This is a genomic window from Vibrio sp. 10N.222.48.A3 (assembly GCF_041475345.1).
GTDB classification, from domain to species: Bacteria; Pseudomonadota; Gammaproteobacteria; order Enterobacterales; family Vibrionaceae; genus Vibrio; species Vibrio tasmaniensis_A.
The window spans coordinates 1-652 of record NZ_JBFRVX010001639.1; the positions used below are offsets into that span (position 1 = coordinate 1).

General features: G+C 36.7%; 1 protein-coding gene. It reads right to left on the bottom strand.

The genetic code is table 11. The features are described 5' to 3' along the window. Positions 1-217 (bottom strand): DUF2498 family protein (locus AB4653_RS28195; RefSeq protein ID WP_372105929.1); only part of this gene is annotated, 217 nt, incomplete at its 3' end. Between the last annotated feature and the right edge of the window lie 435 nt (positions 218-652).

A 652-nucleotide genomic window follows, 5' to 3' on the forward strand; every position in this document is an offset into this window, starting at 1 on the left:
GGTGATGCGCCAAGTACTTAAACATGTTAAATACCGCGGTTGTATTTTCTGTCGGCATTCCGTTGTTGTCTAAGAAGTATTCACCTTTGAAAATGAGTACATCGTCTTTTTCTACTACGCTGTTTGCGCGCATGCCTTCAATGTAGTCATCATGTGATTGGATAATTTGGTTTGCGATAAGCAGTAAATCAAATTCTGCTATTACTTTCTTTGTCATGAGTTTATCTCTGATAACTGAATATAACGTTGAGTTTATGGTGTCGAACTAGAAATTCAATGATTTCACAACCGATTAAGAGAGTCTTTTCAAACATCCACAATTTATTTTGTGATTTATGACAAAAATAATTGAATGGGGCTCGCGTTAGATTCGCCGACAAGCTTAGTATGAGCGCGTTTAGACGTAATGCCTGATGAATAGGCTCTTGCAAGTATTCTTAGTGAGTACTTTATAGCTTCTTTGTATTGTGACTCTTTTCTCTATGAGTCGTCGAATTGTCGAGCGATCAGATCCAATTTTGAAAAAAGCGGTTGATCTTCTAGTAATCTCGCACAATAGTAAAAAAAGAAGCAATGAATTTAGAATATCATGCGTAAAAGCCCACAAGTAAAATTGTTGGTGTTGAAGCATCGTGATTAAGGACGTTAGAGT